This is a genomic window from Anaerostipes sp., from assembly GCF_018381315.1.
GTDB lineage: Bacteria > Bacillota > Clostridia > Lachnospirales > Lachnospiraceae > Anaerostipes.
In genome coordinates, this window is record NZ_JAGZSD010000001.1 from 107547 (window position 1) to 132103 (window position 24557).

The 24557-nt window shown below is 44.3% G+C and carries 28 protein-coding genes; 22 read left to right on the forward strand and 6 right to left on the reverse strand.

The window, feature by feature from the left end; genetic code table 11:
• Positions 1-3: 3 nt before the first annotated feature.
• A complete protein-coding gene (gene dnaB, locus KH180_RS00535; protein ID WP_290755378.1) occupies positions 4-1344 on the forward strand; it encodes a replicative DNA helicase in 1341 nt (446 codons plus the stop codon).
• Positions 1345-1445: 101 nt separating this feature from the next.
• Positions 1446-1985: a MerR family transcriptional regulator gene (locus tag KH180_RS00540; protein WP_290755379.1), complete on the forward strand. Its 540-nt coding sequence runs from the start codon at positions 1446-1448 to the stop codon at positions 1983-1985.
• Between the two features lie 49 nt (positions 1986-2034).
• Here KH180_RS00540 and KH180_RS00545 read toward each other — a convergent pair whose 3' ends face one another.
• On the reverse strand, positions 2035-2205 hold the full coding sequence (locus tag KH180_RS00545) for a DUF362 domain-containing protein (protein WP_006567628.1): 171 nt from the start codon (positions 2203-2205) through the stop codon (positions 2035-2037).
• Between the two features lie 209 nt (positions 2206-2414).
• Here KH180_RS00545 and KH180_RS00550 point away from each other — a divergent pair, with 209 nt between their 5' ends.
• From KH180_RS00550 to KH180_RS00600, 11 genes are all read left to right on the forward strand, one after another.
• Entirely contained in the window at positions 2415-2624 is a 210-nt protein-coding gene (locus KH180_RS00550; protein WP_290755381.1) for a DUF1858 domain-containing protein, read from the forward strand.
• 221 nt (positions 2625-2845) lie between these two features.
• The gene (locus tag KH180_RS00555) at positions 2846-3310 is read left to right on the forward strand and encodes a PTS sugar transporter subunit IIA (protein WP_290755383.1); all 465 of its coding nucleotides are present in this window, start codon (positions 2846-2848) and stop codon (positions 3308-3310) included.
• Between the two features lie 57 nt (positions 3311-3367).
• Positions 3368-3643: a PTS sugar transporter subunit IIB gene (locus tag KH180_RS00560; RefSeq protein ID WP_290755384.1), complete on the forward strand. Its 276-nt coding sequence runs from the start codon at positions 3368-3370 to the stop codon at positions 3641-3643.
• A gap of 64 nt (positions 3644-3707) precedes the next feature.
• A complete protein-coding gene (locus KH180_RS00565; protein ID WP_334300441.1) occupies positions 3708-5081 on the forward strand; it encodes a PTS galactitol transporter subunit IIC in 1374 nt (457 codons plus the stop codon).
• A 30-nt stretch (positions 5082-5111) separates the two neighbouring features.
• On the forward strand, positions 5112-6116 hold the full coding sequence (locus KH180_RS00570; protein ID WP_290755388.1) for a dihydroxyacetone kinase subunit DhaK: 1005 nt from the start codon (positions 5112-5114) through the stop codon (positions 6114-6116).
• A gap of 28 nt (positions 6117-6144) precedes the next feature.
• Positions 6145-8223: a BglG family transcription antiterminator gene (locus KH180_RS00575; protein ID WP_290755390.1), complete on the forward strand. Its 2079-nt coding sequence runs from the start codon at positions 6145-6147 to the stop codon at positions 8221-8223.
• Complete coding sequence (locus KH180_RS00580; protein ID WP_137327391.1) at positions 8217-8885, forward strand: class II aldolase/adducin family protein; 669 nt, start codon at positions 8217-8219, stop codon at positions 8883-8885. Before KH180_RS00575 ends, KH180_RS00580 begins: the two co-directional genes overlap by 7 nt.
• Positions 8886-8897: 12 nt before the next feature.
• Complete coding sequence (locus tag KH180_RS00585) at positions 8898-9905, forward strand: dihydroxyacetone kinase subunit DhaK (RefSeq protein WP_290755393.1); 1008 nt, start codon at positions 8898-8900, stop codon at positions 9903-9905.
• A gap of 20 nt (positions 9906-9925) precedes the next feature.
• On the forward strand, positions 9926-10549 hold the full coding sequence (locus tag KH180_RS00590) for a dihydroxyacetone kinase family protein (RefSeq protein WP_290755394.1): 624 nt from the start codon (positions 9926-9928) through the stop codon (positions 10547-10549).
• Between the two features lie 274 nt (positions 10550-10823).
• Positions 10824-11642, forward strand: coding sequence for a leucine-rich repeat protein (locus tag KH180_RS00595; protein WP_290755396.1), 819 nt, complete (start codon positions 10824-10826; stop codon positions 11640-11642).
• Positions 11643-11776: 134 nt separating this feature from the next.
• Positions 11777-12955 carry an iron-containing alcohol dehydrogenase gene (locus KH180_RS00600; RefSeq protein WP_290755398.1) on the forward strand — a complete coding sequence of 393 codons (1179 nt, stop codon included), beginning with the start codon at positions 11777-11779 and terminating at the stop codon, positions 12953-12955.
• 103 nt (positions 12956-13058) lie between these two features.
• Here the strand turns inward: KH180_RS00600 and KH180_RS00605 are convergent, their stop codons facing one another.
• From KH180_RS00605 to KH180_RS00615, 3 genes are all read right to left on the reverse strand, one after another.
• Positions 13059-14441 (reverse strand): MFS transporter, encoded by a 1383-nt coding sequence (locus KH180_RS00605; protein ID WP_290755400.1) that lies wholly within the window; start codon positions 14439-14441, stop codon positions 13059-13061.
• A gap of 77 nt (positions 14442-14518) precedes the next feature.
• Complete coding sequence (gene iolG, locus KH180_RS00610) at positions 14519-15532, reverse strand: inositol 2-dehydrogenase (protein ID WP_290755401.1); 1014 nt, start codon at positions 15530-15532, stop codon at positions 14519-14521.
• Between the two features lie 261 nt (positions 15533-15793).
• The gene (locus KH180_RS00615) at positions 15794-16489 is read right to left on the reverse strand and encodes an adaptor protein MecA (RefSeq protein WP_290755403.1); all 696 of its coding nucleotides are present in this window, start codon (positions 16487-16489) and stop codon (positions 15794-15796) included.
• A 259-nt stretch (positions 16490-16748) separates the two neighbouring features.
• Between KH180_RS00615 and KH180_RS00620 the strand changes: the two genes are divergently transcribed.
• Positions 16749-16946, forward strand: a complete 198-nt coding sequence (locus KH180_RS00620) for a hypothetical protein (protein ID WP_290755405.1) — start codon at positions 16749-16751, stop codon at positions 16944-16946.
• Between the two features lie 45 nt (positions 16947-16991).
• On the opposite strand, the gene KH180_RS00625 is transcribed toward KH180_RS00620, so the two are convergent.
• Together KH180_RS00625 and KH180_RS00630 are read right to left on the reverse strand one after the other, a co-directional pair.
• Complete coding sequence (locus KH180_RS00625; RefSeq protein ID WP_290755407.1) at positions 16992-17678, reverse strand: N-acetylmuramoyl-L-alanine amidase; 687 nt, start codon at positions 17676-17678, stop codon at positions 16992-16994.
• 165 nt (positions 17679-17843) lie between these two features.
• The gene (locus KH180_RS00630; RefSeq protein WP_290755408.1) at positions 17844-19271 is read right to left on the reverse strand and encodes an alanine/glycine:cation symporter family protein; all 1428 of its coding nucleotides are present in this window, start codon (positions 19269-19271) and stop codon (positions 17844-17846) included.
• A 210-nt stretch (positions 19272-19481) separates the two neighbouring features.
• Between KH180_RS00630 and KH180_RS00635 the strand changes: the two genes are divergently transcribed.
• The 8 genes from KH180_RS00635 to atpH all read left to right on the forward strand — a co-directional run bounded on the left by KH180_RS00635 (position 19482) and on the right by atpH (position 24553).
• Entirely contained in the window at positions 19482-20537 is a 1056-nt protein-coding gene (locus KH180_RS00635) for an L-threonylcarbamoyladenylate synthase (protein ID WP_290755411.1), read from the forward strand.
• Positions 20538-20549: 12 nt separating this feature from the next.
• Positions 20550-21431 (forward strand): ribose 5-phosphate isomerase B, encoded by an 882-nt coding sequence (rpiB, locus tag KH180_RS00640; protein ID WP_290755412.1) that lies wholly within the window; start codon positions 20550-20552, stop codon positions 21429-21431.
• Positions 21432-21706: 275 nt separating this feature from the next.
• The gene (locus KH180_RS00645) at positions 21707-21943 is read left to right on the forward strand and encodes an AtpZ/AtpI family protein (protein ID WP_290755414.1); all 237 of its coding nucleotides are present in this window, start codon (positions 21707-21709) and stop codon (positions 21941-21943) included.
• Entirely contained in the window at positions 21927-22358 is a 432-nt protein-coding gene (locus KH180_RS00650; RefSeq protein ID WP_290755416.1) for a hypothetical protein, read from the forward strand. The genes KH180_RS00645 and KH180_RS00650 overlap by 17 nt, the downstream gene beginning before the upstream one ends.
• A gap of 15 nt (positions 22359-22373) precedes the next feature.
• Positions 22374-23102, forward strand: coding sequence for a F0F1 ATP synthase subunit A (atpB, locus tag KH180_RS00655; RefSeq protein ID WP_290755418.1), 729 nt, complete (start codon positions 22374-22376; stop codon positions 23100-23102).
• Between the two features lie 61 nt (positions 23103-23163).
• The gene (gene atpE, locus KH180_RS00660; RefSeq protein WP_006567604.1) at positions 23164-23427 is read left to right on the forward strand and encodes an ATP synthase F0 subunit C; all 264 of its coding nucleotides are present in this window, start codon (positions 23164-23166) and stop codon (positions 23425-23427) included.
• A 77-nt stretch (positions 23428-23504) separates the two neighbouring features.
• Positions 23505-24020, forward strand: coding sequence for a F0F1 ATP synthase subunit B (gene atpF, locus KH180_RS00665; RefSeq protein WP_290755421.1), 516 nt, complete (start codon positions 23505-23507; stop codon positions 24018-24020).
• Positions 24008-24553 (forward strand): ATP synthase F1 subunit delta, encoded by a 546-nt coding sequence (gene atpH / locus KH180_RS00670; protein ID WP_290755423.1) that lies wholly within the window; start codon positions 24008-24010, stop codon positions 24551-24553. Before atpF ends, atpH begins: the two co-directional genes overlap by 13 nt.
• Positions 24554-24557 lie beyond the last annotated feature (4 nt).

The window sequence follows — 24557 nt, forward strand, 5'->3', positions numbered from 1 at the left end:
ACAATGGATGAGGCATTTATCAAGAAAATACAACCTAACAGCATGGAGGCAGAACAGTCCGTCATCGGAGCAATGATTATGGACCGGGATGCCATCGCTGACGTTTCTGATATTGTCACCAAAGAAGATTTTTATCAGAAGCAGAATGGGATTCTGTTTGAGTCCATGTCAGAGCTTTATAAGGAGGGAAAACCGGTAGATCTGGTTACCCTTCAGAATAAGCTGAAAGAAAAAGATGTGCCGGAGTCCATGAAAAGCCTTGAGTTTATAAGGGATCTTTTAGAGGCAGTGCCTACATCTGCCAATGCCAAGCAGTATGCGCAGATTGTCAAGGAGAAGTCAACCCTGAGAAAGCTGATCAGGGTTACGGAAGAAATCACGAAGGACTGCTATCTTGGAAAAGATGAAGTTCCTCTGATCCTGGAAAAGACAGAGAAGGACGTGTTCGGACTTCTGCAGGAGGCCAGCGGCCGTGAGGATTTTGTGTCCATAGACCAGGTTGTGTTAAATACTCTGGAAAGTATAGAGGAAGCCGCGGCATCTGACGGAAGGATCACCGGGGTTGCCACAGGGTTTGATGACCTTGATTTTAAGCTTACAGGACTTCATCCGTCTGAACTTATCATGGTGGCTGCAAGGCCTGCCATGGGTAAAACAGCCTTCGTCTTAAATATTGCCCAGCATGCAGCGGTGAGAAAGAATGTGCCGACCGCTATTTTCAGCCTGGAAATGTCCAAGGAACAGCTGGTAACCCGTATGATCTCTATGGAGGCTATGGTGGATTCACAGGCAATCCGTACCGGAGAACTTCAGGAGACTGAGTGGGAGAAGATCATGGAGAGTGCCGGCACTATCGGACGTTCTCCGCTGATTATTGATGACACCCCGGGAATCACGGTGGCAGAGTTAAGGTCTAAGTGCCGGCGGTATAAGCAGACCTACGGACTGGGGCTGATCATCATTGACTACCTGCAGCTCATGTCAGGCGGTAAAAAGTCAGAGTCCAGACAGCAGGAGATCTCAGAGATTTCCCGTTCTCTGAAAGCGCTGGCAAGGGAGATGGATGCCCCTGTCATTGCGCTCTCCCAGCTGAGCCGTATGGTGGAGCAGAGAAAGCCTCCGAAACCGGTTTTGTCTGACTTGAGAGAGTCCGGTTCTATTGAGCAGGATGCCGATGTAGTTATGTTCATTTACAGGGACGATTACTATAATGAGGACTCAGAGAAAAAGGGGCTTGCGGAGATCATTGTGGCCAAGCAGAGAAACGGTTCCACCGGAAGTGTGGAGCTTGTCTGGTTAGGCCAGTACACCAAGTTCGGAAACAAAGAAAAAATCAGGATGTAGCCTGCAGAATATGCGAGAAACCGTCGTCTTTTAGAGGGCGGTTTTTCTTGTCCGCAAAAGGAGTCCCACCTTATAATAAGTAAGAAGAAAGGAAGGGACTTATGAAGGAAAAAAGACGAATGATTTCTGAAGCGGCCAAAGAATTAGGGTTAGAAACCTATACTCTTAGGGCCTGGGAGGAAGAGCTGAAACTGAATATTCCGCGGAATGACAAAGGCTACCGTTACTATGGGGAAAAAGAATTACATACATTTATGAAGATCCGTGATATGAGGGATGAAGGTATGAGCATGGATGAAATCAAAGAGGCTCTGCCGAAGAATGTCATTCCTTTTCCCGCAGGCGGGAGCAGTGTGGGTCCGCAGGATAAAATGGAACAGTTCCAAAGTGTTATGGTTAAGATTATGGGACGGGCTTTAAATGAGCAGAAAAGCCAGCTGAGCCGGGAGATTGGAGACCAGGTTTCCAGACAGGTGGCAAAGGAGATGGACTACCAGTTCCGTCAAAAGGAGGAGTCAGAAGAAAAGAGATTCCAGAAAATTGATGAGCTGATCCGTCTTCAGCAGCAGAGCCGGGAAGAGATTGCAGCTACAAAAGAACGGGGATTCTTTTTCAGGAAAAAGAAAAGAAACCGGGAATAATGGAAACGTAAAAAAGAGATGCCCTGAGGCATCTCTTTTTATGTACCGATTATTCCTGGCTGATAGCGCCGGTTGGACATCCGTCTGCGCAAGCTCCGCAGTCTAAGCATGTATCTGCATCGATTACGTACTGTCCGTCCCCTTCGCTGATAGCTCCTGCAGGGCAAGTTCCTTCGCAAGCTCCGCAAGAAATACAAGCGTCTGAAATTACATATGCCATATCTATATTCCTCCTTTAAAAAGTTGTGTATGAAATGGCGGGCAACCCGCCTTCCAGGTACTTTTCATTTTAATATACTTAATATACAATATCAAGGGAATTCCCGTGAATTATTGTATTTTTAACTGTAATGTATTATACTAAGTTAGATTCTTCCCCATGGATTTTATGGAGGAGAGTATCAATTGTTAAGAATGGAGGTATTGTTTATGAATACAATCACAAAAGACATGGTGATCGGAGATCTGCTGGCTCTTGACCAGAATTTTGCTGCCATCTTAATGGCATCCGGAATGCACTGTGTAGGCTGCCCGTCTTCTCAGGGAGAGACACTGGAAGAAGCAGCTTTTGTTCACGGTATGAATGTGAACGAACTACTTGGCAGACTGAATGAATATATGGAGACAAAACAGGCTTAACGCCCTGCCGCCATAAGACTCAGAGGACAACCCTCAGAATGATGATTCTGGGAGGGGTCCTCTTTTTTTATTGTTGCGCAATGACATTGCGCATGCTTGTGATGAGCAATCCAATGAGCAACTTTGGGACCCAATTCAGATTGTTTTAGTGGGTAATACAGGGTTACAATTTAAGAGTAATAAAAATGAAACGAAAATAAATAGAAAAGGAGTGATAACGTTTGAAACGCGACATGATTTACAAAGAGCTGATACAACTTGATATGGAAGCGGCGGACACCGATGACTTTTTTAACAAGATGGCCGCAATGCTAGAAGAGCTCGGTTTTGTAAAAGACACCTTTGTGGATGCGATCAAGACAAGAGAGAAAAACTTTCCAACGGCACTCGCTGTAGAGCCGTATCCGGTAGCAATTCCTCATGCAGATCCAGAACACATCCTGAAGCCTTTTATTGCGCCGGTGAGACTGAAAGAACCGATCAAGTGGTGTGAGATGGCAGCAAACGATGTACAGCATGATGTGAGGTTTGTTTTTATGCTGGGCTTTAAGCGTTCCGACGAACATGTGGAACTGCTTCAGGTATTGGTGGCAAACTTCCAGGATGAGTCTTTGATGAAGCGCCTTATGGAAGCAGAAACCAAAGAAGAGTATATGGAAGCTATTCTTTCCATGGAAGGACTTTAAGCACGAACTGAAAGTAAATGAATAAAAGGGATTATAACAAGAAAGGAAATGAAAATTATGAAAAAGATTATTGTAGCATGCGGAAGCGGAGTAGCAACATCTCAGACAGTAGCGAGTAAGGTAAACCGTTTATTAAAGGAAAACAAAGTAGATGCTCAGGTAGAAGCAGTGGATTTAAAATCTGTAGACCGTTACATGGATTCCAGTGCAGCGTACATTGCAATCACAAAGATTGATAAAGAGTATCCGATTCCGGTAATCAACGGTATTGCATTTTTAACTGGTGTCGGACAGGACGCAGAGTTGAAAAAGCTTATCGAGGCATGCAAATAAGAGGAGAAGAACTACTAAAGACACTTTGTAAGAGAATGAAAGGAGAGATTGTATGCAAGCATTTATGCAAGGCTTAAGTTCAGTTGTCAATTATCTATTAAGTTTGGGGGCGGCGATTTTTGTACCGATTATTATCATTATCGCCGGACTTATTGTTAAAATGAAAGTGAGAGATGCGGTTTCCGCAGGTATCACCCTTGGTGTGGCATTTACAGGAATGACAATGCTCATTTCCTTCATGACAGACACCATCAGCCCGGCAGCGCAGGCCATGCTGAAATCAACCGGTATCTCACTGCCTATCGTTGATGGAGGATGGACTACGATGTCCACTATTTCATGGTCCTGGCCATATGCATTCTTAATGTTCCCGCTGCTGATTATTGTTAATGTTTTTATGTTGTTAATTAATAAAACAAATACATTTAACGCCGATCTTTGGAATGTATGGGGCAAGATCTTTACTGCGGTAGCTGTTGTAGCCATCACAAAACCACATTTTGGAGCATTTGGTTCTATTGTGTGTGCGTTTGTTGTAGCGGCAATCCAGATTATATTTGAGCTGAAGGCAGCAGATATGCATCAGCACAGAATCGAAAAGCTTTCCGGAATTCCGGGTGTTACCTGTACTCATAAGATGACCTTCTTAGGTGCCGTGATGTATCCGATCGACTGCATTTTAAGAAAGGTTCCTTCCCTGAACAAGCAGTTTGACGCTGCAGCATTAAAAGAAAAAGTTGGTATTTTTGCTGAAAACCACATCCTTGGATTTATTCTTGGTATTATTTTCGGAGTACTGGCAAGATACAGTGTTGCAGATACATTGACACTGGCAATCAAGGCCGCAACTGCGCTGACTTTATTCCCGGTTATCACAAAATACTTCATGCAGGCTCTGGCTCCGATCTCAGAGGCAGTCAGTGACTTCATGAATAAGAAGTTCTCCGGAAGAACTCTTGTTGTAGGACTTGACTGGCCGTTCCTTGGAGGATCCAATGAGATCTGGCTGGCAGTTATCTATTCAGTACCGATTACATTATTATTCTCAATGTTCCTTCCAGGAAATGAGATCCTTCCGTTTGCCGGAATCATCAACATTGCACTGGCTGTGCCGGCATTCCTTGTAACAGGAGGAAACCTGATCCGAATGATTATCCTGTGTACGATTTTTGCACCGGTCTTCTTATGGGTAGGTACTGCTTTTGCACCGTTTATGACAGACCTGGCAAGAACTACAGGGGCTGTATCACTGAAAGCAGGAGAGATGATCTCTAACAGTTCTATCGACGGACCGATCCAGACTTATGCGTTCTCACATGTATTTAAGATTTTGGACGGCGACTTTATTCCTTTGGTAATCCTGATTGTCTGGGTTGTATGCTTTGTATTCTATTACAGAAGCCTTGCCAAGGAAGCAAGAGAGGAAATGAACAGCTAATTTGAAGGACATAGAAAAGGAGAAATAGTTATGCAGAGGTTTGTCAATGATCCGGATTACGTCGTTGAAGATATGGTAAAAGGGTTTTTAAAAGCCCATGGAGATCTTATTGTTAAGTCTGAAGCCAACGACCGTGTGGTAAAGTACATAAATACACCGGTTGAGGGAAAAGTAGGACTGGTGACAGGCGGCGGAAGCGGACATGAACCTGCTTTTCTCGGATATGTCGGAAAGAATATGGTGGATGCTGTGGCAGTCGGCGAAGTTTTTTCTTCGCCGTCCGCCCAGGCATTCTATGATGCATTTATGGAAGCAGATGCAGGAAAAGGAGTAGCCTGCCTGTTCGGCAATTATGCCGGAGATAATATGAATGTGAAAATGGCTGTCCGAAAAGCTAAAAAAGCCGGTGTCACTGTTAAATATGTAACCGCAAACGATGATGTGGCTTCATCTCCGAAGGAAACAAAAGAAAAGCGGCATGGAATCGCAGGCGGCGTTTTTATGTGGAAGATCGGGGGAGCCAGAGCCGCAAAGGGCGGCAGCCTGGATGAAGTAATCGCTTCTGCACAGAAAGCTGTGGACAACACAAGGAGTATTTGTGTGGGATTAAGTCCGTGTGCTATACCGGCAGTGGGACATCCGAATTTCCAGATTGAAGAAGGAACCATGGAAGTAGGGATCGGACATCATGGGGAGCCGGGAATCAATGTGCAGGAATTAGAGCCTGCAGATAAGATTGCCCGCAATATGGCAGAAACTGTGGCAGAGGATCTTGAACTGAAAGATGGGGAAGAGGCAGCAGTGCTGCTTTCCGGTCTTGGTGCAACTCCGATTATGGAGTTATATGTACTGTATGATGAAATAGAAGCGTACTTGAAAGAAAGAGGGATTTCCGTTTATAAAGTTTTTATCGGGGATTATGTGACTTCACTTGATATGAACGGAGCTGCCCTGACTGTGATGCGCCTGGATGACGAATTAAAAGAACTGCTGGATTATGAGGCTAAGTCACCGGGTATAGAGGTCGGCAAGTAGAGACGGAAACGATGAAAGAGGGATTCTAGTGTATTTAGACGAAAGAGGCTATTTAGTATTAAAAACAATTGTAAATAATCCGTCTATAACTGGAAAGGAAGTAGAGCAGTCTTTAGATTTGTCCAGGAAACAGGTTAGCTATACGATGGATAAGATCAACCAATACCTGGCGGATAACGGACTGCCCAAAATTGAAAGGCTGCGTACCGGAAAGTTTGTAATACCGGTTCCCGTGCTTGAACAGTACCGAACCGAAGATATGGGTATGAAAGATAATACTTATGTGTATTCAGACAAGGAACGGTGTGCGCTGATTTTTTTGATTCTTCTCTGTGCAAGAGAGGAACTGTCAATTTATCATTTTACATCAAAGCTGGATATCAGCAAGAATACATTTCTGATTGACGTTAAAAAACTGGAGGAAAGGCTTGCGCCGTATGGGCTTGGAATCAATTACAGCAGACAGGACGGATATCACCTGGCGGGAAGTGAATTCTGCAAAAGGGAGGCTATGATCCCGATTATACGGCAGATTTTAAACATGCCCAACGGGCAGGAAGCAATTATGGAGATTTCCCAGGTGGATCCGGAGCTTATGAAACAGGTGCGGGGACAGATCAGTGTAATTGAAAATAAGCTGAAAATCCGCTTTACCGATGAAAGGCTTCGGGAGCTTCCCTACATCCTCTGCCTGGTGCTGATCCGCATCAAGAAAGGCAGGATACTGGAAGACCTTCCGGAATCTTTTCAGCATATCGCAGGAACAAAAGAGTACTCTGTCATGGTGGAGTTTGCCAAAGAACATGAGGTGTCATGGCAGACAGAGAAGATTTTCTTTGCCGCACAGATCCAGATTTCCAATTATCACAGTTTTCAGTCGGATAATCTGCGGAGTGAAGTAGAGATTATGGAAGCTGCCAGACAGGTGATTGATAACTTTGAAAAGATTATATGTGTCAACATTAAAGAACGGGACATCCTCCTGGAAGCTTTGTTTCAGCATGTGAAGCCGGCGTTTTACCGGGTGAAATACCACTATCATATTGAACAGAGCATTGTGGATATGGTGCTTCCCAGATACAGCTCTCTTCATTCCATGGTTAAAAAGTCTATGAAGCCTCTGGAAGAGCTCGCAGGAAATGAATTTCCCGATGAAGAGCTGGTCTATATTACTGCACTTTTCGGAGCATGGCTGCAGAGAGAAGGAATTCTTGATATTCAGGATCAGAAAAAACGGGCTGTCATCGTCTGTGCAAACGGAGTCTCCGTGTCTAATTTCTTATTTTTTACACTTCGGGAATTGTTTCCTGAGATTGAATTTCTGACCTGTCTGTCCATGAGAGACTTTACAGAATATAAGGAAGACTTTGACCTGGTTTTCACCATGGTGCGGCTGGAGACTGATAAGCTTCAGTTTCTTGTTAAACCATTTCTAGACGAGGCTTCCAAGCACAAGTTCCGGGAAAAGGTACTGAGTGAGATTAACGGCATTATGCCTCACGAGATTGATGCAGCAGAAATTTTAAGAGCCGTGGAACAGCATGCAGTGATCGAAGACCGGGAGGCACTGGTAAGAGAAATCAACAAAGTTCTGAATCCGGTCACTGTCCAGGGAGTTTCAGACAGAATGCCGGAGATGAAGGAACAGCCTATGCTGGCGGATGTGCTGGTAAAGGAAACAATCCAGATATCAAAAGAACAGCTGACATGGGAGGAGGCCGTGAGGAAAGCGTCGGCTCCGCTGATTCAAAGAGGAGACATTGAACAGCGGTATGTGGAGAGGATGGTTCAGATCATCCGGGAAGATAAGCCATATATTATGATTGCCGACGGTGTGATTATTGCCCATGCAGGTGTGGAGGACGGAGCCGGGAGGATCTGCATCTCGCTGTTAAAGCTTCCGGAAAAGATTGATGTGAACGGTTATTTAAAGGCCGATATCGTAATTGTCCTGGGCACACCGGATGCCACAAAGCATTTGGGAGTTTTATTCCAGCTCAATGAGATACTGGAGGATCCATCTGCACTGAAACAGCTGAAGATGGCAGAACAGCCGGAAGACATCCTTAACATTGTTCAAAAAGAAAAGGAGAAATCATTATGTTAGAATCATTAAAAAAAGATGTAGTAGAGATTGCAAAGAGAGCACAGAAGGACGGATTGTGCAAACACTTATCCGGAAACTTCAGTGCCAGAGATAAAGAGACAGGATATGTAGTTATCACACCTACCCAGGTAGACAGGGAACTGCTCACTCCGCGGGATATGGTTGTCTTGGATTTGGATGCCAATGTCATTGAAAACCTTTCCGGACTGCGTCCTACCAGTGAGTCTCTGATGCACTTACAGATCTATAAGACAAGACCGGATGTAAATGCTGTTGCCCATACACACTCTATGTATGCAACCACATTTGCAGTGCTGAAAAAGCCGATCCCTGCCGTTGTATATGAAGTTGCAAACCTCGGCGTAAGCAAATCAAGAATCCCGGTAGCACCTTACGGACGTCCAGGATCCACAGACCTTTCTGACAGTGTCATTGAACCGGTTCAGGAAGCAGACTGCTTCCTTCTCCAGGGACACGGTGCAGTTGCCGTAGACGGCAGAGAGATTTATGACGCTTACCTGAAAGCATCTTACATTGAAGAACTGGCTCAGTTATACTTTAACTCTCTTGTTGCCAACGGCGGACAGGAACCAGATTATTTCCCACCAGAAGAATTACAGAGCTGGGCTTATCCTTCACAGATTAAATTTCCAAACAAATAAGGAGCGTGAATCATGAAGAAGATTATCAATGAGCCGGACCATTATTTAAAAGAGATGCTGGAAGGTATCTATATTGCACACAAAGACATGGTCACCTGTACAGATGATGATTTGCAGTGTCTTGTAACAAAGCACAAAAAAGAAGGAAAAGTCGGCATCGCCACAGGAGGCGGTTCCGGACATCTGCCTTTGTTCCTGGGATATGTGGGAGAAGGCATGCTGGACGGATGCTGTGTAGGAGATGTATTCCAGTCTCCAAGCGCAGATCAGATGCTGGCTGTGACAAAAGAAATTGACAGCGGAGCAGGCGTGCTTTACATCTATGGAAATTACAACGGAGATATTTTTAACTTTGATATGGCCGCGGAGATGGCAGATATGGAAGAAGACATCCGTGTAGAGACTGTCCTTGGAGCAGATGATGTGGCTTCAGCAGGGCCGTCTGCACCGGGCGAGAAGAGCACACGCCGCGGAGTGGCAGGCATATTCTTTGTATTTAAATGTGCAGGTGCCGCCGCAGACAAGATGATGGATCTTGACAATGTAAAAAGAATTGCAGACAAAGCAAACGCAAATGTGCGGACTATGGGTGTTGCCCTGACTCCTTGTGTTGTTCCGAGAGTAGGAAAGGCAGGCTTCTCTATTGGGGAAGATGAGATGGAGATCGGTATGGGTATCCATGGAGAGACAGGAATCCGCCGCGGAAAGATCGAACCGGCAGATCAGATCGTGGATGAAATGCTGAATCAGATCGTTGCAGACCTTCCATATGAGAGCGGCGATGAAGTGGCAGTACTCGTAAACGGGCTTGGGGCTACAACATTGGATGAGCAGTATATTGTGACCCGCCGCATTGACCAGGTGCTTGCAGAAAAGGGCATCAGTGTACACAGATATTATGTCGGAGAGTATGCGACGGCATTGGAAATGGCTGGCTTCTCTATTTCTCTGCTGAAACTGGATGATGAACTGAAAGAAATGCTGGATACGGACGCGAAGACACCATTTTTCCGCCAATAAGTAAGGAGGCACGTTAAAGAATGGACAACAGTTATTTAATCAGACTTTTAAAAGAGATCAGTGATATCATGGCTGAAAACAGGGAGCACCTGATCGAGATGGACAGCATTGTCGGTGACGGAGATTTAGGGCTTACCATGGGTGACGGATTTAAGGCTGCCTATGAGAAGGTTGCAGACGGATCTATTACGGATGCAGGAAAGCTTTTATATCAGGCCGGTAAGGCTATGGCATCTGCTGTGCCTTCAACAATGGGGACATTGATGGCGTCAGGCCTTATGCAGGCAGGAAAAGTCCTGAAAGGCACAGAGACACTTGAGAATGCGGATGTGGCAAAGATTTTTGAAGCCTATGAAGCAGGTGTTGCAAACAGAGGAAAAGCCAAGGTTGGAGAGAAAACCTTCATCGACGGCATTCACCCGGCAGTGGAGAGCATGAATGCTTCAGCGGCAGAGGGTGCTTCATTGGAAGACATGGCAGCAGGAGCTGTGAAAGCAGCGGAGGAAGGCTTTAAAAATACAACCACAATGCTTGCCGTTCACGGGCGGGCGGCTACCAGGGGAGAGGCATCAAGAAGCCTTGAAGATCCGGGAGCTTATGTAGCAGTTTTGATCATGAGGGCATTTGAAAACAGTACCAAATAATCAGCACCAAATAAAATAGCATAAATGAAATCGGATCGGCATATATAAAATGCCGGTCCGATTTTTTTATTGCACAGGAAAGTGCATCCCATGAAATAAAAAACACTCCGTGCAGGATGCGTACTTTGTTCTGCTGTATAATACTTGTAAGTATTACCAGAAAATGATATACTAAATATAAATAACTATATATTTAAATGTATAAGGGGCAAGTTATGATATCTGGAGATTTAACAAGCAGAGAAATAAAGTCTAAACTTTAGGAGGAAACAATATGAGAAAAATAGGATATATAAAAATTTTTGCTTCATTTGCAGTGAGTGCGCTTATGCTGCTTGGCTCTGCAGCTTATGGTCCTGTTCCTGTAAAAGCGCAGACTTTACAGGAACAGGATAGTGCTCCCGGGATTTTAGAATCTGATGATTTTGACACACCAGCTGAGTATGAACAATATATGAAACGTCTCCATACATATAAAGATTATCAGTACAAGATAGAAAAAGACAGCAAAGAGAAAAATGGATATAAACTGAATATTAAAAGATATACCGGGCCTGAACAATCAATTTCTGTTCCATCCAAAATATTAAGTACTCCAGTAAGGACAATTTCCAGCGGAACTTTTAAAAATAAAACGGGATTAAAAAAAATCAAAGTTCCCGAAAGCATATATACAATACAAAAAGGTGCATTCAGCGGATGTAAAGCAAAAATTAAAAAGCCGTCTTTTCTTAAAAAGCAGAAGAACGGATCTTATACAGCAATTGCCCAAGTGAAGATTCCCAAGAAGGGAAAAAACAAAAAAGTAAACTATAAAGCTTCTAAAGTTACTAAAATTACTGCCTCTAAGAAGAGTATTAAGCTGAAGAAAGGAAAGAAGAAAAAAATCTATACAAGGGTATATATTTCAGGAAAGAAGAAACAAGGATACTTGGATTATTCCATTTTAAAATTCACATCTTCCAATAAAAAAGTTGTAAAAGTGAGTAAGTATGGAAATATAAAAGCATTAAAAAAAGGAAAAGCAACAATTAAAGTAAAGTTAAGGATTTCTGGGAAATCCTATAAAATTAAAGTAAAAGTTACAAAATAAAATGAAAAAACTTCTGCAATGCACTGCCGGCAGCGGGCTGTGCTGCAGAGGTTTTTTTCTTAATGATTTTCCTAATGTTTGGAAGAAGTATGGTATAATAAGTTTATGAAATAAGAAATCAAGGAGGAAACAATATGTTGAATTTTCAGTATTATGCACCTACAAAGGTTGTATTTGGCAAAGGAACCGAGGGCAGGGTCGGAGATCTGGTAAAAAAAGAGGGATGTAAGAAGGTCCTGGTACACTACGGAGGACAAAGTGCTAAGAAATCCGGACTGCTTGACAGGGTCTTTGATTCTCTGAAAGCGGCAGATATTGATTATGTCAGCCTGGGAGGGGTAGTGCCTAATCCGCGGCTCTCCAAGGTATATGAAGGCATTGAGCTTTGCAGAAAGGAAGGGGTGGACTTCCTGCTTGCTGTTGGCGGAGGCAGTGTCATTGATTCCTGCAAGGCCATTGGATATGGGCTTGCCAACGAGTGTGACGTGTGGGATATGTATACCGGAAAAGAGAAAGCAAAGGGATGCGCGCCGGTAGGTGCTGTTTTGACGATTGCAGCGGCAGGAAGTGAGATGAGTGATTCGTCTGTTATTACCAATGAGGAAGGATGGTATAAGAAGGCGCTGAATACAAATTACGGGCGCTGCCGTTTTGCTGTGATGAATCCGGAACTTACCTATACTCTCCCGGAATATCAGACAGAAAGCGGATGCACAGATATTATGATGCATACTATGGAACGCTATTTTGTGGCAGAGGATACTATGGAGATCACAGACGGAATTGCAGAGTCCCTTATGCGCACTGTGATGAAGAATGCAAAGCTGCTCCTTGACGATCCTAAGAATTATGATGCGAGGGCAGAGATTATGTGGTCTGGCACGCTGTCCCACAATGATCTTACCGGATGCGGAACCAACGGAGGTGACTGGGCCACTCATCTGATTGAGCACGAGCTGGGCGGACTGTTCGATGTAGCCCACGGAGCCGGACTGGCTGCTGTCTGGGGAAGCTGGGCAAGATATGTTATGGATCAAAAGCCGGAGAGATTTGCAGCTTTTGCAGTAAATGTCATGGGCGTGGAGGACCAGAAAGATGCCAGGAAGACAGCGCTTCTTGGGATTGAGGCTGTAGAGGATTTCTACCGCGCTATACATATGCCGACAAATTTAAGAGAACTGGGAGTCAGCCCGACAGATGAACAGATAAAAGAAATGGCTCAGAAAGCTACCGGGGGAGGGGCATACAAACTTGGTACATTTAAGAGGCTGAGTGCAGATGATATAGAAAAGATCTATCATATGGCAAAATAAAAGATGTAATTAAAGAAGGCACCATTCTTAAGAAGTTTCCGCAGTTATCAGCGGTCTTTCAAAAGAAGGTGCCTTTTTTTCACTTTGTTCCAGCAGAAGAGGTCTATAATTCTCCTCTGGATTCACGGTCAATTAATTCTTTCATAATAGAATCATACTGTTTATCTAATTTATAGAATGCAAGTGTGACAACTGCCAAAACTGCGACAATGATCGGTCCCACTTTGTAGATTGTGATGATCATGTTCAGTGCAGAACCAGGCTGTGTTACGGAACCTGCTGCAGAGCTGATATATCCTGACAGGGAGAGAAGTCCTGTCATGGCGGCAGATGCTACACCTGCGCCTACTTTTGTTCCGATAGAACCGCCTGCAAAGATCAGGCTTTCCTGGCGGATGTGGGTTTTCCACTGTCCGAATTCCACTACATCACCGATCATTCCGAATACAACAGCATTCAGAGGTGCAAGTCCGACAGCACGGGCCACACAGCTCATAACCATCCACGGAAAACTATATGGATTCAGGAAGAACAGCAGCTGGCCTGCAAGGGCAATAAATGCTCCGGCAAATGCAACATTTCTTTTTCCGAATTTTCCGATAAGCGGAGCACAGGCGAAGATACAGGCTACTAAAGTGAGCGTCTCTGTCAGATACAGAGCACTGTACATCCAGGTGTCGTTGTGGAAAATATATTTGCAGTAATAGGGAAGGATGGTTCCTGAAATACCAAAGGATACACTCTGAAGCATCCAGAGAACAAGGACTGCCCAGAAATATTGGTTTGTAACCAGGGCTTTCAGCCCTTTTTTCAACGGTACACTTTTTGTTTTTTCCTTTGCCGCTATTACTACGGTTTCTTTACATTTGAGAAAACAATTTATAAGCAGTATCAGTGCAAGAACTGCCCAGATAGACATGGTTTTTACCCATGCAGCCTGATTGTCTCCGAAAACCTTTACTAACGGAAGAGTGAAAGTTACGGCTACAATACGGCCGATTGGTGACAGTCCCATTCTCACTACGCTTAACATGTCTCTCTCAGTGGAGACACGGGTCATCATAGCAGAAAGACTTCCGTAAGGAAGATTGATGGCTGTGTAGCAAAGTGTGGTACAGAAATTATATGTAACAAACAGGTAGATTCCCTGAACGATTCCGGTTGTATGAGGCACAGTGAACAGCAGCACGGCTGAGAGAGCATAAGGTACGCTCATCCATAAGATCCACGGCCTTGATTTTCCCCATTTTGAATTGGTGTGTTCTACGATGACACCCATAATCAAGTCAGATACTCCGTCAAACAGCCGGGAAAGCAGCATAACCAGTCCGACGGTGGCTGGGTTGATTCCTACATAATCAGTATAAAAAAGTGTAAGTAATGTACCGATCATCCCGAAGATTACATTACATGCCACATCTCCGCCTGCATAAGAGACACGGGTTCCCCAGCTGAGCTTGTGGCCTTTGACATAGTTTTTATCCATTCTTCTTCTCCTTATTTCATCTGGCATATGGAAAGAGGACAGCCTGCCGCCGGAAAAGACAGGCAGGCTGTTGTCTCCTATACCGTGATTTCAGAAATTTTTACAGGGCGGTGTTCTTCCAGTGATTTTTTAGCAGCGAGTCCCATGAGAACCGGCTCAAGGCCGTCCATAACCCCGAGAGGAGTGTCTGTGTCTTTTTCAATAGCGTCAATGAAGCATTTAACCTCTTTTGCATAAGCTGCCATGTAGCGTTCCAGGAAGAAGTAAAGCGGTTTTTCTCCGGTTACACCATCTGCATTGCTGATTACTGCCTGAGAAGCTGAATCATTTGCTGTTGCGACCATTCCTTTAGATCCGAATACTTCAGCTCTCTGGTCGTATCCGTAAACAGCTTTTCTTGAGTTATCGATGACAGCGATGGCACCGTTTTTCATTTTTAATGTAATAACGGCAGTGTCCACATCCCCTGCTTCACCGATTGCAGGATCTACCAGGACTGCTGCTTCAACATATACTTCTTCAGCATCGCATCCTGCAAGGAAACGTACCATATCAAAATCATGGATTGTCATGTCTAAGAACATTCCGCCGGAAACTTTTACATACTCTGCACTTGGCGGCTCCGGATCTCTGGATGTCACTTTGATGATCTGTGTCTCACCGATCTTGCCGGCAGCTACAGCATCTCTTACTGCTTCAAAGTTATGGTCAAAACGGCGGTTGAAACCTACCTGGTATTTTACATTGCTTTTCTTTAAAGCATCGACCACTTCCTGAATTTTCTGTACGTCATGATCGATTGGTTTTTCACAGAATACATGTTTTCCTGCTTCAATGGCTTCTACAGAAATCGGTGAATGTGTATCTGTGGATGAGCAGATCAGCACTGCATCGATCTGAGGGTCATTTAAAATATCCTTATATTCTTTTGTGGTATTTTCAACACCCATCTCTTTTGCCCATGCTGCTGTGTCCTCTGTCATAAACGGATCAGCAAGGGTTTTAACCTTTGCATTTCCCACCTGTGTACAGATGCTTTCTACGTGTACTCTTCCGATTCTTCCTGCTCCGATAATACCTACATTTACCATAATAATAACTTCCTTTCTCGTTTTTAACTGGTCTGATTTCTTTATGAGTTAATCATATCAGCACAAACACTTAACCAAAACTAGTATTTTTTTTGGATTTCATAGTATTTTATTAATAATATTTTTGGGTGATTATTTTTTGTGTCTTATTTTTGGAAAATGAGCCTGATGCCGGCCAAAAAAGAATACAGCCTAAAGAAAAGACCAAAAAAAAGAAACCCGCCATATAAATGCGGGTCTCTCCTTTGGTTAAATTAAAGTTTAAAATTCAGCGATCTGCCGAATAGCATCCTCGGAAAGGATGGTCTGAAAATGTTCATCGAATAAAGCTTTCGTCGCATAGGTATTTGGGATACGTTTGCTGTACTCTGATAAGATGTTCCGGACTTTTGTAAAATCATATTTATTGTCCTCAGAGGACAGGCACAGATAATAACAATTATTTTCGGTATCTTTATATAAGCGGCTTTCATGCGGAAAGCTAATTACCAGTTTTGCTGCATATGAAACTTCTTCCAGAGAGGAGAAGCAGTATACGTCACATCCTGAATCCATGATGGCCAGATGCATGGCATCTGCAAGATCAGATAAGTCGCTGTCAGAAGTCTCGTCAAGAAAATTAAGCACTCCGTCAGCATCATCCAGCTTCATATCTTCGGAAGATATCTTGGAATTTACTAATTTTTCGTAACGGTCATTAAACTGATCGGCATCCTCCACTTTTGTGACGACGAGTATCAGACATTCCTGGGAGACCGGGATCGCTTCAACCATCAGCGGAATATTATTGGTCTCAAAACCTAATTCCTGGGAAGCTTTCTTCATAAGTTCTCTGAACAGTCCTTTGGCCTTATCAGAGCCAAATGCCAGTTCATTGAGCAGAGTCTCTTTTCCAGCAAGGTCAGCTTTATTCAAAGTACATCGGATTTGATTGTCACTGATTCGTTCTATCTTCATAGTCATCACTCCCTTACTTTATATTATAGTATAGTATCAGATTGCATATGTGTAAAGTGTTTCTGAATAACTTACAAAAATATACAATAATACTTGAAATTATTTACAGAATTTGTTATGATGAATTTACAGCATATGGAAAAGAGCTCTTTATTATGCTGAGGCGCCGTATCTTCATTGCCTTTCGGCAATGTCTGGAATTTATATATCATAGCACTTTTCTGGCTCATTTCACAAGCAATTCAGAATGGAGATTATCATGGGACATCGCAGTGATTTATTGGATTATTTAGAACTTGGATTGGCAGTCCAGGTCGATGGAATACCCGTAGACAGCAGCAACCAGGAACAGATGGATCTTATGCTCAGGGAAGATGATTCCTACATGAAAGACTTCATTGATGATGAGAAAGGGGAGATCTGTGCCGTCTACTATCAAAAAGTAACCAATCATTAAATAATGCGTCATCTATACCAATAGTATCTCAATTAAGCCAAGGGATTATTTCTCTTGGCTTAAATAGGATTGAATTCCCTTATAGATGGCCTGAGCAGCCTTTTCCTGATAGTTTTTATCCTGAAGCTGCTGTTTTTCTGCCTCATTGCTTAAAAAACCGCATTCTGCGATGACAGTCACATACGGATTGTCTCTGAGCAGAAAGTAATCGCTATTGGCTTTTGCCACCCGGTGATTGCCGGGATCCAGATTTTCTACAAGCGAACTCTGGAGACAGTCAGCAAGCTGTTTCCCTTTTTGGGAGCCTTGATAGTAAAATACCTGTGCACCATGTACATCACCGCTTGGATAACTGTTTTGATGAATGCTCACGACCAGGACTGGTTCAGCATCAAATATGATCTGTTTGCGGTTGGAAAGATCGGATACTTTTACATTGGTGGTGCTGGTGGCCAGATTGTAGTCACCGTCCCTGGTCATCTTTACCTTGAATTTTTCCTTCTCCAAAATTGTTTTTAATTTTTTTGAGATGGACAGGTTTATATCCTTTTCCAGTACATTGCCGCTGCCGACCTTTCCGGGATCATTGCCGCCGTGGCCGGGATCAATGATAATGACATTCTGCCTGCCGATGGTTTGATTTACAAAGATCGGAAGCGTGATGGATGAGATATAGAGCAGAACCACAATACAGAAAACAGCAACTCCTAAAAGTTGTTTGCGATATTTCATTTAAAGACCTCAGGACTTTTGTAATATTATATTCATTGCAGGGCACGTTTTATGTATGACATTTTGACCAGTTCTCCGGCGGCCCGTTCGGAACTCACTTCGTTCAAACAGCCTCACTGCGCTTTGCGCACCGCCTCCAAATTTTTTCTTCACTATGGCATGTTGTCACCTTCGGGTTAGGTAGTCGTTTGTCATTTTGATTACCTGGCCTGACAGCAGGGTGATGGAGATCAGGTTTGGGACGGCCATTAATCCGTTGAAGGTATCGGAAAGATTCCATACAAAGGAAAGGTGAAGGATCGATCCCAGAAATATAAAATATAAAAATACGAGTTTGTAATTGGTCACGGCTCTTTTTCCGAAGAGGTAGGCCACGGCTGTTTCTCCGTAAAAGGACCAGCCGATCAAAGTTGAAAATGCAAAGAAAACGATGGCGATGGCAACAAAGGCAGCGCCCCAGGGCCCGAAAACTGTGGAGAATGCCGCGCTGGTCAGGGGCACTCCGTTAAGCAGGGAATCAAAATGGGCGGTAGTTCCCTGAACTGCATCAAGAGCCATGGCATTCAGATAAGTGCTTTCTGCATAGACGCCGGAGGTGAGAATTGTAAGTGCTGTAATCGTACACATGACAACAGTGTCGGTAAATACTTCAAAGATTCCCCACATGCCCTGGACAACAGGTTCTTTTGTATCAGAGTTTGTATGTACGGTAACAGAGCTTCCAAGCCCGGCTTCATTAGAAAACACTCCCCTGGAGATTCCTTTTTTCATGGCAGCAGTGATTCCATAGCCCAGCACCCCTCCTCCGGCAGCTTTTGGGGAGAAGGCTCCGTGAAAGATGGAATGGAATGCGGACGGAAGCTGGTCTATGTGGACAACAATAATGATGATACAGCCGAGTGTGAATAAAGCTGCCATGACCGGTATCACTTTTTCTGTGACACTGGCGATCCGTTTAATGCCGCCCATAATAACAAATCCCACCAAAAAAAGACCTGCAAGCCCGGTGATAACAGGGGAAATAGAAAAGGTAGCAGAGAGAGCAGATGACATAGAGTTTGCCTGTGCCATATTTCCGATTCCAAGGGAAGCCAGTATACAAAACATTGCGAACAGGGAAGCCAGCCATTTTGAGTGCAGGCCCCGTTCCATATAGACCATGGCGCCGCCGGCCCAATTTCCGTTTTTATCTTTGTAGCGGTATTTCATGCCCAAAGTTACTTCTGCATAGTGGGTCATCATACCCAGTACCGAAGAAATCCACATCCAAAAGACAGCTCCTGGCCCTCCGGCAGTGATGGCGGTGGCAACCCCGGCTATATTTCCGGTGCCAAGGGTCCCTGCCAGAGCGGTACAGAGAGACTGGAACTGGGAGATGGAGGCAGAATCCTTAGTTTTGCGTACTTCAGATTTTCTGAAAGAAGACAGAAAGGTGGAAGAGAACCAGAGCCGAAAGTGCCTCAGCTGAAAGAAATTGGTCCGAAATGTAAACATCAGGCCGATGCCAAGAAAGCAGGCAAGCATGGGTGTTCCCCATATAAAGGAATTTAATGCACTGTTCAGCCGGCTGATCAGAGAAAAAATTTGTTCCATATGTAAAATCTCTTTCCGGTAATTAAAGCATTATATTCGGTCAGGCAATAGATTTATGAATGATTCACTTCTATATTAAACGATGCCAGGATGAAAAGGTCATAAAATGCAGCAAAGAATACATTCAGAATGAGCCCGGGAAGCTGCTGCTTTATTTTTTTAAAAAAGTTTGTTATACTAATTACCAATGGGGTTTTCTCTATAAGAAGGATGGGAATTATGAATACGATTGTGAGAAACGTTGAAAATACTGACAATAAAGAAGCGGTCCATGAGGCGGCAGAACTTCTCAGACAGGGAGAACTTGTAGCTTTTCCCACAGAAACTGTCTACGGGCTGGGAGGCAGCGGCTGGATGGACGATGCTGCTGACAAGATCTATGAGGCAAAAGGGAGACCATCCGACAATCCTCTGATTCTGCATATCGGAAGCATGGACTTGATTTACGAGATTGCGTCCTACATACCGGAACTGGCCCGCAAAGCTATGGATGCTTTCTGGCCCGGTCCGCTGACTGTGATTTTACCGAAAAGTGACAAAGTTGGATACCGTGTAACAGGAGGTCTGGATTCTGTGGCTGTCCGTATGCCCAGCCACCCGGTTGCTTTAGCTCTGCTTAAAGAGGCAGGGATTCCTGTGGCAGCGCCCAGTGCGAACACTTCAGGAAGGCCCAGTCCCACAGAGGCTGAGCATGTAGTTGAGGACCTGGACGGAAAGATCCCTATGATTTTAGACGGCGGAAAAGTAGATGTAGGCGTTGAATCGACAATCGTTGATTTTACCGGAGATGTGCCGGTGATCCTGAGACCTGGAAAAATTACAAAAGATGAACTGGAACAGATTCTTTCGACAGAGGTACTTCTGGGCTCTTTCGCGGTGAAAGAAGACGCAGTGCCGAAGGCACCCGGGATGAAGTATAAGCATTATGCACCGAAAGCCCAGCTGATCCTCGTTCTTGGAATGGATAGAGAAAAAGTTACAAAAGAGATAACAAAAAGGGTTCATGACTGCCGGAGCAAGGGTATGAGAACCGGAGTCATTGCCACGGAAGAGACAAAGGACGCCTATGATGCGGACGAAGTGATTTCGGTGGGGAGCCGTAAACACATGGAGACGGTGACAGCAAATCTGTATCATGTACTGAGAGAGTTTGACCATAGAGATGTAGATATGATCTTTTCAGAAGGATTTGAGGGAGAAGAATATGAAGAGGCGGTGATGAACCGTTTGGCCAAAGCAGCGGGGCATCAGATGATCCGTGTTTAAAAGGAGATTAGTTTGAAAAAAATTATATTTGTTAGTACGAACAACACCTGCCGCAGTTTTATTGCGGAATCGGTGCTGCGGAAGTATTTAAAAGATGCCCACAGAAGAGATATCCAAGTGGTATCGAAAGGCTTGATTGTTTTATTTCCGGAGCCGGTACACACAAAAGCAGCAGACCTGGTCAGAAAAAGCGGGATCGAGATTGTAGATTTCAAGGCTTCCCAGCTTACACAGGAAGATGTGGAGACCAGTGACTTGATTCTTACCATGAATGATAAGCAGAAAGAAATGGTACTGGAAGACTATCATGGATATAAGGAAGTTGCCACCATCAATGAGTATGCCAACGATGAAGGTGCAGTCATCGATCCCTACGGAATGGATGACGAAGACTATGAGCATTGTTTTGTACAGATCACACAGTTAATCCATAAAATATGGAACCAAAAGTTAGGAGGAAATGAAATGATAGGTATTGGAAGCGACCACGGCGGATATGCGCTGAAGCAGGCAGTTATCAAGCATCTGGAGGAAAAGGGACATGCGGTGAAGGATTACGGATGCTATTCTGAGGAATCCTGTGACTATCCGGTGTATGCAAAAGCAGTGGCAGAGGGAATTCTGAAAGATGAAGTGAAACAGGGAATCCTGATCTGCGGAACAGGCATCGGTATCTCGATTACGGCCAACAAGATCAAGGGAATCCGTGCCGCGCTCTGCGGGGATACCTTCAGCGCCAGAGCTACAAGGGAACATAACAATGCCAATATTCTTGCGCTGGGGGCAAGAGTGACCGGAGAGGGACTGGCATTGGATATTGTAGATACATTTCTGGAGACTAAGTTTTCCAATGATGAACGCCATATCCGCAGGATTCAGATGATCGAAGATTAATTTTACTGATAAAATAATGTAGAAACGGCATCTTTTATTTTAAAGGGTGCCGTTTTTCAATATTTAGGAAGGTTTGTTCTGATATAAAAAGAAGAGAGAATAAAAAACAGGTAATTATGGAAAAATACAGTATGACCTGTTCTGCCGGAAGGAGGCTTTGCCCAGATTTTGTTATTTGTCAGCGTAAGTGTGCATAGAGGTTTTTTTTGTAGCAATAATATCTTATGGATGATATAATTACTAAGTGTGAGTAGAAACTTTTGAAGGAGGTCTTTATGAAGATCAATAGGGACATTGTGCGTTCGTTATCTTTGATAACTCAGTTGGGAATCACCATATTGACATCGGTATTCCTGTGCATGTTTTTGGGTCTTTGGCTGGACCGGAAGTTTTCTACCCATTTTTTTATTCCTTTCTTAATTCTGGGCGTCGGAGGAGGATTAAGCGGTGCCTGGAAACTCATAAGGAATGTCAGCCAAGACGAGGAGGATAACGATGATAAAAGAGATTAAAGAAATCAATCCTGTCCTTTTGGAATTGCTGGCTGGACTAGGGATTTACGGTGCAGCGGCCGGGACAGCCGGCATGGTCACATCGGGAGGTTCTGTATATTTTCTCGGCGGGATCCTTGCAGGCCTGTTTCTTGCGGTCTGTCTGGTTCTGAATATGTATCTGACCATTGACACTGCATTGGATCTGGATCCTGAATCTGCAAATAAGTATATGGTCCGCCGGACACTGGTCCGCAAATTTTTAACTGTTTTTGTGGCAGCGGTGGGAATTAAGATCCATATGCTTGCGTTTTCTGGAATCATACTGGGAGTTTTGGGGATCAAGATTGCAGCATATCTGCAGCCGATGATCCACGGCCGGATATCGGGAGGAAGATCCGGCAGCAGTAAAGAAGTAAAAAGGAGAATTTATTAAAAAGGAGGGTATGCTATGGGAATGATTCAGGCCCCCATGCTGGCTGCCGCATCAGGAAATGATGTGGACTTCATGGTACACGGGCTGATACCATTGAATTTTTTCGGGCATAAGGTATGGATCACCACCACTCATGTGACAACTCTGATTGTCATGATCTTTATCATGGTTCTGGCATTAGTTGCAAGGCGCAGTATCATGAAAGATTATGAGAAGCCCAGCGGTCTTGCAAACGCCGTGGAGCTGGTGGTAGAGATGCTGGATAAGCTGGTAAAGAGCACCATGGGAAAACACTGGAGGCCGTTTGCCAACTATATCGGCAGCATCATGTTCTTTATCTTTATTTCCAACACATCCGGGCTGTTCGGGCTTAGGGCGCCGACGGCTGATTATGGGACGACCTTATCCCTTGCGCTGATCACGTTTGTCATGATTCAGTACAGCGCTTTCAAGACGAGGAAATTCCGTATGTTTACGGATCTGTTCCAGCCGATCCCGGTGCTGTTCCCGGTGAATGTCATCGGAGAATTTGCAACACCGGTTTCACTGTCACTTCGTTTGTTCGGAAACATTATGGCAGGAACCATCATGCTTTCGCTGTGGTACGGCCTGCTTCCGATTTTTGCGAAGCTGGGGGTGCCGGCATTTCTGCATGTATATTTTGACTTGTTTTCCGGTGCCATCCAAACCTTTGTGTTTGCCATGCTGACTATGACATTTATCGCTGATAAGAGGAATGCATAGTCCGGAAAGAACGATCAAGAGTAATCGAAAAGAATAATTTTATTTTTAGGAGGATTTTCTTATGAATATTTCAAGTGAAGCATTTGTATTAGGTTGTTCAGCAATCGGAGCGGGCCTTGCGCTGATCGCAGGTATCGGGCCTGGTGTAGGACAGGGATATGCAGCAGGACAGGGTGCTGCAGCTGTGGGACGCAATCCAGGGGCAAAAGGTGATATCATGTCCACCATGCTTCTCGGACAGGCAGTTGCCGAGACTACAGGTCTCTACGGTCTGGTTATCGGTTTGATTCTGTTATACGCAAACCCATTATTCGCTAAATTATAATCCGGCGGAAGAAGGCCGGCAGAAGGTAGCCGGCAGCACATGACAAACCGGACAATTTAGGGAAAGGAGGACAGGACGTGGACAGAATCTTTGGACTTGATATCCAGCTTGGATTTGATTTAATATGCCAGGCAATCGCAGTCTTTATCATGTTTGCTTTTTTATCTTATGTATTATTTGAGCCGGTCAGAAAGCTTTTAAATGACCGGAAAAATAAGATTGCAGATGATCTGGATACAGCGGCAGCCGACAAAGAAGAGGCAGCCAGATTAAAAGCTGAGTATGAAGAAAAGATCAGGGATATAGAAAAAGAAGCCGATGAGATTTTAAGCCGGGCCAGGAAGAAAGCCCTGAAAAGGGAAGAGGAGATCGTTTCGGATGCCAGGCAGGAAGCCGCAAGGATCACTGAGCGGGCGGAAAATGAGATCGCGCTGGAAAAGAAAAAGGTACGGGATCAGGTGAAACAGGAGATGATCCAGGTTGCAGTGGCTATGGCAGGAAAGATCATCACAGAAAAGATCGATCCGGCCGCACAGGATGCCCTTGTGGAAGAGACCTTAAAGGAGATGGGTGATCAGACATGGCGAAGCTAGTCAGCAAAACATATGGAGATGCCTATCTCTCTCTGGCAGAGGAGAGGAATACCCTCGATGCTGTCAAGGAGGAAGTCCTGGCTGTGCGCCAGGTGTTTTTGGAGAGCGGAGAGCTGAATCAGATGCTTTCTCATCCCAAAATCGTAAAAGAAGAAAAAATGCGGATACTGGAGACAGCATTTAAAGGCAGGATTTCCGAGGACATGATGGGCTTTTTGTTGGTCATTGTGAAGAAGGACCGATACCGTGACATAATGTCGATTCTGGACTATATCATTGGCCAGATGAAGAAAAAAGAGGGGATAGGGAGCCTTAAGGTTGCCTCTGCCTTCAAACTGTCCGAAGGGCAGAAAGCAGACATTGTGCATCGTATGAAAGAACTGACAGATTATCAGGAGTTTGAAGTGGATTATGAGGTGGATGAGAGCCTGATCGGAGGGCTTGTGCTGCGTCTTGAGGACAGAGTCATCGACAGTTCCATCCGGACGAAGCTTCAGACTATGGGAAGAAGTCTGTCAAAAATACAGTTGTGATTAT

Coding starts and splice junctions, on each gene's coding strand:
- KH180_RS00605 (WP_290755400.1), bottom strand. CDS start 14,441: ATGGATAAAAACTATGTCAAAGGCCACAAGCTCAGCTGGGGAACCCGT.
- KH180_RS00585 (WP_290755393.1), top strand. CDS start 8,898: ATGAAGAAGATTATCAATGAGCCGGACCATTATTTAAAAGAGATGCTG.
- KH180_RS00595 (WP_290755396.1), top strand. CDS start 10,824: ATGAGAAAAATAGGATATATAAAAATTTTTGCTTCATTTGCAGTGAGT.
- KH180_RS00615 (WP_290755403.1), bottom strand. CDS start 16,489: ATGAAGATAGAACGAATCAGTGACAATCAAATCCGATGTACTTTGAAT.
- KH180_RS00565 (WP_334300441.1), top strand. CDS start 3,708: ATGCAAGGCTTAAGTTCAGTTGTCAATTATCTATTAAGTTTGGGGGCG.
- dnaB (WP_290755378.1), top strand. CDS start 4: ATGGATGAGGCATTTATCAAGAAAATACAACCTAACAGCATGGAGGCA.
- KH180_RS00645 (WP_290755414.1), top strand. CDS start 21,707: ATGAAGATCAATAGGGACATTGTGCGTTCGTTATCTTTGATAACTCAG.
- atpH (WP_290755423.1), top strand. CDS start 24,008: ATGGCGAAGCTAGTCAGCAAAACATATGGAGATGCCTATCTCTCTCTG.
- KH180_RS00630 (WP_290755408.1), bottom strand. CDS start 19,271: ATGGAACAAATTTTTTCTCTGATCAGCCGGCTGAACAGTGCATTAAAT.
- KH180_RS00625 (WP_290755407.1), bottom strand. CDS start 17,678: ATGAAATATCGCAAACAACTTTTAGGAGTTGCTGTTTTCTGTATTGTG.
- KH180_RS00600 (WP_290755398.1), top strand. CDS start 11,777: ATGTTGAATTTTCAGTATTATGCACCTACAAAGGTTGTATTTGGCAAA.
- KH180_RS00545 (WP_006567628.1), bottom strand. CDS start 2,205: ATGGCATATGTAATTTCAGACGCTTGTATTTCTTGCGGAGCTTGCGAA.
- KH180_RS00650 (WP_290755416.1), top strand. CDS start 21,927: ATGATAAAAGAGATTAAAGAAATCAATCCTGTCCTTTTGGAATTGCTG.
- KH180_RS00620 (WP_290755405.1), top strand. CDS start 16,749: ATGGGACATCGCAGTGATTTATTGGATTATTTAGAACTTGGATTGGCA.
- KH180_RS00570 (WP_290755388.1), top strand. CDS start 5,112: ATGCAGAGGTTTGTCAATGATCCGGATTACGTCGTTGAAGATATGGTA.
- KH180_RS00540 (WP_290755379.1), top strand. CDS start 1,446: ATGAAGGAAAAAAGACGAATGATTTCTGAAGCGGCCAAAGAATTAGGG.
- KH180_RS00550 (WP_290755381.1), top strand. CDS start 2,415: ATGAATACAATCACAAAAGACATGGTGATCGGAGATCTGCTGGCTCTT.
- KH180_RS00635 (WP_290755411.1), top strand. CDS start 19,482: ATGGGAATTATGAATACGATTGTGAGAAACGTTGAAAATACTGACAAT.
- KH180_RS00560 (WP_290755384.1), top strand. CDS start 3,368: ATGAAAAAGATTATTGTAGCATGCGGAAGCGGAGTAGCAACATCTCAG.
- atpE (WP_006567604.1), top strand. CDS start 23,164: ATGAATATTTCAAGTGAAGCATTTGTATTAGGTTGTTCAGCAATCGGA.
- iolG (WP_290755401.1), bottom strand. CDS start 15,532: ATGGTAAATGTAGGTATTATCGGAGCAGGAAGAATCGGAAGAGTACAC.
- KH180_RS00580 (WP_137327391.1), top strand. CDS start 8,217: ATGTTAGAATCATTAAAAAAAGATGTAGTAGAGATTGCAAAGAGAGCA.
- KH180_RS00590 (WP_290755394.1), top strand. CDS start 9,926: ATGGACAACAGTTATTTAATCAGACTTTTAAAAGAGATCAGTGATATC.
- atpB (WP_290755418.1), top strand. CDS start 22,374: ATGGGAATGATTCAGGCCCCCATGCTGGCTGCCGCATCAGGAAATGAT.